At 65.5% G+C, this 7,063-nt stretch carries 3 protein-coding genes and 1 pseudogene; 3 read left to right on the top strand and 1 reads right to left on the bottom strand.

The genetic code is table 11. From position 1 onward, the window contains the following. Nucleotides 1-297: 297 nt before the first annotated feature. The 3 genes from ACXJKH_RS11940 to ACXJKH_RS11930 all read left to right on the top strand — a co-directional run bounded on the left by ACXJKH_RS11940 (nucleotide 298) and on the right by ACXJKH_RS11930 (nucleotide 6,534). The gene (locus tag ACXJKH_RS11940) at nucleotides 298-2,610 is read left to right on the top strand and encodes a winged helix-turn-helix domain-containing protein (RefSeq protein ID WP_457319599.1); all 2,313 of its coding nucleotides are present in this window, start codon (nucleotides 298-300) and stop codon (nucleotides 2,608-2,610) included. A 121-nt stretch (nucleotides 2,611-2,731) separates the two neighbouring features. Further along, nucleotides 2,732-3,613, top strand: coding sequence for a helix-turn-helix transcriptional regulator (locus ACXJKH_RS11935; RefSeq protein ID WP_256776479.1), 882 nt, complete (start codon nucleotides 2,732-2,734; stop codon nucleotides 3,611-3,613). A gap of 68 nt (nucleotides 3,614-3,681) precedes the next feature. Next, a complete protein-coding gene (locus tag ACXJKH_RS11930) occupies nucleotides 3,682-6,534 on the top strand; it encodes a TonB-dependent receptor plug domain-containing protein (RefSeq protein ID WP_457319598.1) in 2,853 nt (950 codons plus the stop codon). A 393-nt stretch (nucleotides 6,535-6,927) separates the two neighbouring features. Here the strand turns inward: ACXJKH_RS11930 and ACXJKH_RS11925 are convergent. Continuing rightward, nucleotides 6,928-7,063 (bottom strand): annotated as a pseudogene (locus ACXJKH_RS11925) (HDOD domain-containing protein); the annotation flags it as partial.

The raw sequence follows: 7,063 nt of genomic DNA, 5'->3' as shown, positions 1-7,063 counted from the left end.
ATCCAGGCTGGTCGGACTGACCATGCTGCGCCGTGGACGAAACTGAATCGCAGATAAAAAATTCGCGCCCGGAGGCGCGAATACTGAAGCGATTTATGTGAATTCGTCGGCGAGAGAGGGCCTGATGTTGTCCACGCGCACAGGCGCAGTTAACCGCCATAGGCTAGTATTCGCGCGCTTCAGTTTTTTTGCGGTTTGCGCTGATGGCATGTGCGGAATCTGGCGGTTCGTTCGATCGGTGTTCGGTTGCGATGGATGCTGCGTTCCTGTTGTCCTGCATTCACTCGTACCACCGGAATGATCAGCCCCTTTAGTGAGCCAACTTCAGCCGATGTGATCAGGATCGGCGAGTGCACCGTCACGTTGTCCTCCCGCGAGGTCACGGTGCCCGGTGCGCGTCGTCCGCGACGGCTGACGCCGAAGGCATTGGGTGTGTTGAAGGCGCTGATGCGCGCGCCGGGTGCGGTGGTCACCCGTGATGAACTGTTCGCCGAGGTATGGCCGGACACGCTGCCCACCAATGACGTGCTGACCCAGGCAGTGACACAGCTGCGCAAGGCGTTCAGCAACGACGATGTCACGGGCACGCCTTACATCGAAACCATTGCCAAGACCGGCTATCGCCTGCTCGTGCCGGTGAGAGCGGTCGATGCGGCGCCGGCTGCCGAGGCGGTGACGTTCATCGAACGCGACGACACCGCAGCACTGGACGTGCCTGCCGAAGTGGCCGCGCCCGCCACGGGATCCCTCCGCAGCCGGTGGCGGCGGATGCGCCGCTACGTCCTGCTCGCGCTCGGCGTTGGCATGATGATCGCGCTGCTGGTGCTGACCGCATTGCTGCTGCAACGTCCTGCACCATCGGCCGCGTCCAGCGGCGTGCTGGAAGACGGCAGCCGCGTGATCGGCAGCCCGCAGCGACCGTACCGGCTGATTACCGCCACGGCGGGGTTTGAAACCTATCCCACGTTGTCCCCGGACGGTTCGCAGGTGGCCTACGAGGCCGACAGCAGCGCCCGCCAGGGCAGCAGCATCAAAGTGCAGACCTCCGGCAACGCCCCGGCGCGGTTGCTGGCCGAGACGCCGCAGGGGTACTCCGACCGCTTCCCCAACTGGTCGCCGAACGGTCGCGACATCGCCTTCGCCCGCTTTGGTCCCGATGCCGGCTGCGAAGTGCTGATTGCCAGCGCGACCGGCGGCGCGKTGCGCCACGTCACCCGCTGCGATGGCACCGAACTGCTCAGCTTCGACTGGACACCGGACGGGCGCGGCCTGCTGTTCGGCTCGCTGGCCGGGCGCTACGCGCACCGTGGCATCCGCATCCTGGACATCGCCAGCGGGCGCTGGACGCCACTGGACTACGAGGTGGCCGAAGACAGTTTCGACTACGCCCCGCGCTACTCGCCGGACGGGCGCTGGATCGTGTTCGTGCGCAATCCGCAGATCGGTGATCTGTGGCGGTTGCCGGCGGCGGGCGGCGTGCCGGAGCAGTTGACCGACGATTCGGCCGAGATCCGCGGGTGGGCCTGGCGCAGCGACAGCCGGCACATCGTGTTCGGGCGCCGCGTGGACAGCGAATCGCGGCTGTACGAGCTGGATATCCCGACCCGCACGCTGCGCGATGTGGGCATCGACGATGCGCAGTCGCCGGCGGTGTCGCGCAGCAGCGAAATGCTGGCCTTCGTGCACCGCAAGGCGCAGTTCGGTCTGTTCCGCGTGTCGCTCAAGGAGGGCCGGCCCGGCCACCCCGAGCGCCTGTTCGCCTCCAACGGCCGTGATGGTCAGCCGATGCTGGCCCCGGATGGCCGGCAACTGGTGTTCACCTCCGACCGCTCCGGGAACTACGGATTGTGGTGGGCCGACTTGACCCGGCCCGAATCGCTGCGCCCGGTCGATGGGTTGCGTCCGGAGACGCGCCAAGCCGCGGACTGGTCACCGGACAGCACGCATCTGCTGGTGTCCGGGCGCGATGCGCAGGCCAATCCGGTGATCTACGAGGTTTCCCCGCGCGACGAGCAGGTGGTGGCGCTGCCGGTACCCGTCGCCCAGCCACTGCAGGCTTTGTATGCGGGCGATGCCGACCACCTGCTGGTAGTCGATCGCGACCCGCACGAACGCATGCGACTGTTGTTGTTCGATCGGCGCGCCTCGCCGTGGACGCTGCTCGGCAGCATCGACGGGGTCTCGCAGGCCCGCTTCGACCCGGCCACCCAGCGCGTGTTGTTCACGCGGTTGTCGGCCGGCGGCTTGTGGTCGGCCGATGCGCGGCTCAGTGCCGACAGCATCCGGCAGCTCAGCGACGACCGGCCGACGCGCTGGCGCTATCGGACCTGGGCCGTCGCCCGCAACGGCAGCGTCGACTACCTGTCCAATCGCGCCGATTGCGCCACCCTGTTTTCGCGCATCAACGTCGGCGCGCCCAGCGTCGAGCACTGCCTGGATGCCGATCGCCTGAGTGCCGGCAACGGCTTCAGTGCGCAGGCCGATGGCAGCGCGCTGTATGTGGCGCTTGCGGTGGCCGACGGCGCCGATATCGGCGTGATGGAACTGCCCGAGGCTCCCGCACCGGTCTTCTCCACGATCTCCAACGCCTTGTTTACAAAAGGGAAATGAACTTCGTGATTCCTTCGTATCGACCTCGTGTCGAATTCGGATGAATCTCGTAGGACTTTCCTGACCGGGTCGACCTGATTTGGCAAAACGGTTGCCCAGTTACGGCAAACACGGTGTAGTCATGCGTCAGCTCTCCCTCGCCGATCGCGGTCAATCGCTTTCCCTGGACAAGATCGTCGACGACGGCCCGCTGCCCACCTGCCTGGGCGTGGCTCGGCTCGGCAGCCTGCAGACCGCCGGCGCCACCTTCACCGTATGGATGCAGCTGCGTGGCAGCGCGTGGGTGGAATCCAAGGAAGGCCGTTTCCGTCTGCGCCAGCGCGAGTGGATCGCCTTCGAGAAGGAATCGCGCCCGATGATCCAGGCCGGCCGCGATGGCCTGTGCATCGGGCTGAGCCTGACCCCGGATGCGCTGCGTGCGCTCGGCGAACTGGAAGACTGCAGCCTGTATGCCGGTCGCGGCAGCATGAGCCGCGGTGAAGTCCGCGTGGCCCTGCGGCTGTGGCGMGATGCCCTGGCCAGTGGCCAGCCGGCGCAGGCGTTGCGCCCGGTGCTGCTGCACCTGGCCTCACTGCAGCGCGCGCTGGCCACCGGAGTGCAGCGTTGCCCCGGCCGCTCGCGCCTGCGCAAGCGCCAGGTGTTCGGGCGGATGCAGCGCGCGCGCCTGTACCTGGAAGGCAACAGCCACCGCGTGGTGCGCATTGGTGAACTGGCCGAGCTAACCAACTTCTCCAGCTGGTACCTGTCCAAGACGTTCCAGAGCCTGTACGAGGAAAGCCCGCAATCGCTGTCGGCGCGCCTGCGCCTGGAGCGCGCGGCCGACCTGCTGCGTGATACCGACATGATGATCGGCGAAGTGGCCGCAGCAAGCGGATTTGACAACTGTTGCAGCTTCGCACGGGCCTTCCGGGCACGTTATGGGCAGTCTGCGTCAGGCTTCCGCGAGACCGTCGGAATGCTCCCGCCAAAGTCGGCAAAGCCTCCGGTTGCTTCGCGCAAATAATTAACTGCAACGCAATCGTAACTTTCCGAGGCGTTTTAACACGCTACTAACGTACCTCGGAGAGATAAATGAATTTTCGTACTCCCGCAGTGCGGCTGGGCCTTCTGCCCGCCGGCATTGCGCTGGCGCTGGCGCCGAGCTTTGCCTCGGCGCAGGAAGCTGCCTCCGGCACCACTGACCTCGACCGCATCTCGGTTACCGGCTCGCGCATCCGCGGCGCCAACATGGAGACGCAGCAGCCGATCCTGACGATGACCCGCGAATCCCTGGAAAAGCAGGGCTTCTCGAGCGTCGCGGACGTGCTGAACAACCTGACCTCGGCCGGCTCCCCGGCCATCTCGCGTTCGGAGTCGCTGGCTTCGGGCGAGAACGTGGGCGGCTACTACGTCGACATCCGCAACCTGGGCGCAGAGCGCACCCTGGTGCTGATGAACGGCAAGCGCCTGGGCGCCTCCACCGCCGGCCTGCAGGATCTGAGCCAGATCCCGATGTCCGCGGTTGAGCGCATCGAGATCCTGAAGGACGGTGCGTCGGCCATCTACGGTTCCGACGCCATCGCCGGCGTGGTCAACGTGATCACCCGCAAGAACGTGGAAGGCGGCGAAGCCAGCGTCTACGTTGGCCAGTACGGCAACGGCGACGGTGAAAGCCAGCAGTACTCGATGACCCTGGGTGCCAAGGGCGAGCGCGGCAGCGTGACCCTGTCGGCCGAATACTCCAAGCAGGATCCGGTGTGGGCCAAGGACCGCTGGTACAGCCGTGACGGCTCGCTGGGTCCGAACTCCACCAGTGAAGACTGGAGCCCGATCAGCCAGAACGGCAGCTGGTGCAACCCGCTGCTGTTTGATTGCTCGCGCACCTCCAAGACCGCGGTGTGGCAGACCCTGAACCAGGGCGGCAACCCGAAGAACCCGAACGACTACCACGAGCTGACCGCCGACGAGTACGCCAATTCCAACCAGCAGATGACCTTGCTGACCGGTGTCGAGCGCAAGTCGGTCTACATCAACGGCACGTACGACTTCACTGATTCGATCAGCCTGAACACCGATCTGCTCTACAACGAACGCAACACGTTCCAGCAGATCGCCGGCTACCCGTACCAGTCCAGCTCGTTCAGCACCCCGCTGTCGGCGACCAGCGCCTTCAACCCGGTTGGCCAGAACGTCGACTTCCGTCGTCGCCTGTGGGAGGTGCCGCGCACCACCGACAGCCAGCTGAAGACCCTGCGCTTCGCACCGACCATCAGCGGCTTCTTCGAAGTGGCTGACAAGAGCTTCGATTGGGACGTGGGCGCGCTGTGGAACCGCAACGAGTCGATCAAGACCAACCGCGGTGACATGAGCCTGATCGCTGCCCGTCAGGCGCTGGGCCCGTCGTTCATCGACGGCGCCGGCGCTGCCCGTTGCGGCACCGCAGCCAACCCGATCCTGGGTGACTGCCGTCCGTGGAACCCACTGCTGCCTTACGGCGTCGCAGGTCAGGGTTCGCTGGCCGACCAGGAGCTGCAGGACTTCCTGTTCCCGACCTTCACCACCCGCGGCATCACCAAGACCACCAGCTTCACCGCCAACCTGTCGGGCTCCATCGTGACCCTGCCGGCCGGTGACCTGGGCTTTGCCATGGGCGTGGAACACCGCAAGGAAGAAGGCAGCTACACGCCGGACGCCTTCGCACAGTCGGGCCAGTCCACCGGCCTGGGCCAGAAGCCGACCCGTGGTGAGTACGATCTGAACGAGGTCTACCTCGAACTGAACGTGCCGATCCTGGCGGACATGGCGTTCGCCAAGGAGCTGACCCTGAACATGGCCAGCCGCTACTCGGACTACAGCAACTTCGGCGGCACCACCAACAGCAAGTTCGGCCTGACCTGGCGTCCGATGGACGAGCTGCTGGTCCGCGCCACCTATGCTGAAGGCTTCCGCGCGCCGACCATCGCCGATCTGTACGGTGGCCTGAGCTCGAGCTTCGAGTCGTACATCGATCCGTGCGGCACCACCGCTCCGGGCAGCGTCGCCGGCAACGGCCCGTGCTCGGCCGCAGGTGTTCCGGCCGACTACGTGCAGCTGGGCCAGGGCAACAAGGCCTGCTCCACCCTGCCGTGCCAGTCCGGTGACCAGTTCGTCTCCGGTGCAAACCCGAACCTGAAGCCGGAAACCTCCAAGAGCACGACCGCCGGTCTGGTCTGGAGCCCGCGCTGGGTGCAGGGCCTGGACATCTCGCTGGATTGGTACAAGTACGAAATCAGCGACATGATCATCGCTGACAGCGTCGACCGCATCCTGCGCGACTGCTACGTGCTGGGCAACTCGGCACGCTGCGAAGGCGTGGTCCGTGCCGATGACGGTCACGTCAGCGCGATCACCTACGGCACCGCCAACCTCGGCAAGATGGAAACCGAAGGTTACGACCTGGGCATCAAGTACCGCCTGCCGGAACTGGCCATCGGTCAGTTCTCGATCGATTGGCAGACCAGCTACCTGTCCAAGTACGACGAGCAGGGCCAGAATGCCGCCGGTCAGAACATCATGATCGGTCGCGTCGGCGAAGCCGGCCTGTTCCGCGTGCGTTCCAACGTGGGCATCAACTGGGCGATGGGCGACTTCGGTGTCAACTACACCGCGCGCTACTACTCGGGCATGAAGGAAGACTGCATCGACACCGGCGAGTTCTGGTGCAATGCGCCCAACCACATGGCCAATGGCGAATCCGAGCCGCTGCGCAAGACCGGCTCCAACACCTTCCACGACCTGCAGGTTAGCTGGAAGGCGCCGTGGGATGCCACCATCGCCCTGGGCGCGAACAACGTGTTCGACCACAAGGGTCCGCTGATGTACTCGGCGCCGAACTCGAGCTTCGCCTACTACGGCGGTTTCGATATCGGTCGCTTCCTGTACATGAAGTACACCCAGCGCTTCTGATCCATCGAAGCTCTGTAGCAGTAAAAAAGGGAGGGCCCCATGCCCTTGGAGGCGAAATAAAGGGGGAGGKGGCGGCCGCAGGCCGACGCCGGAGGACATTCGCCGGAAAGGGCATSGGGGCCCAACGCCCGAYCCACCRACGGCCGCGCCTGGAAGGCTTCACAGCGCGCGTCATGCGTGCGACGCCGATGGGAGAAGCCTCTTTGTCGAGTTCATTGCGCAATGGAAGGCGCTTTGCACCGCACCGCCGCACGTGCACGCGCACGGGTCTACGTCAGCGCCGGCGGACACGCTGTATGTGCCGTTGATCGAATTCGGAAGGGCCGGACATTGGCCGGCCCACGATCAAACCTTCCAGCGCAGCCGCATCGCCACGCCGGAAGGCGGCAGGCGTCAGGCCTCGCTGGCCACCAGCCCCATCAGCGCATTGGCGTGGTCCCGCCACTGCGGCAGCTTGTGCAGCACGCCAGCGCGCTGCAGGTACTCCTCGTCCACCGGATCGCCATTGATCAGCGCCAGCGCCACGTGC

Source organism: Stenotrophomonas sp. P5_B8 (genome assembly GCF_054049855.1).
Note: the sequence above shows the minus strand (reverse complement) of the source record. Positions and strands in the feature narration are given on the sequence as shown.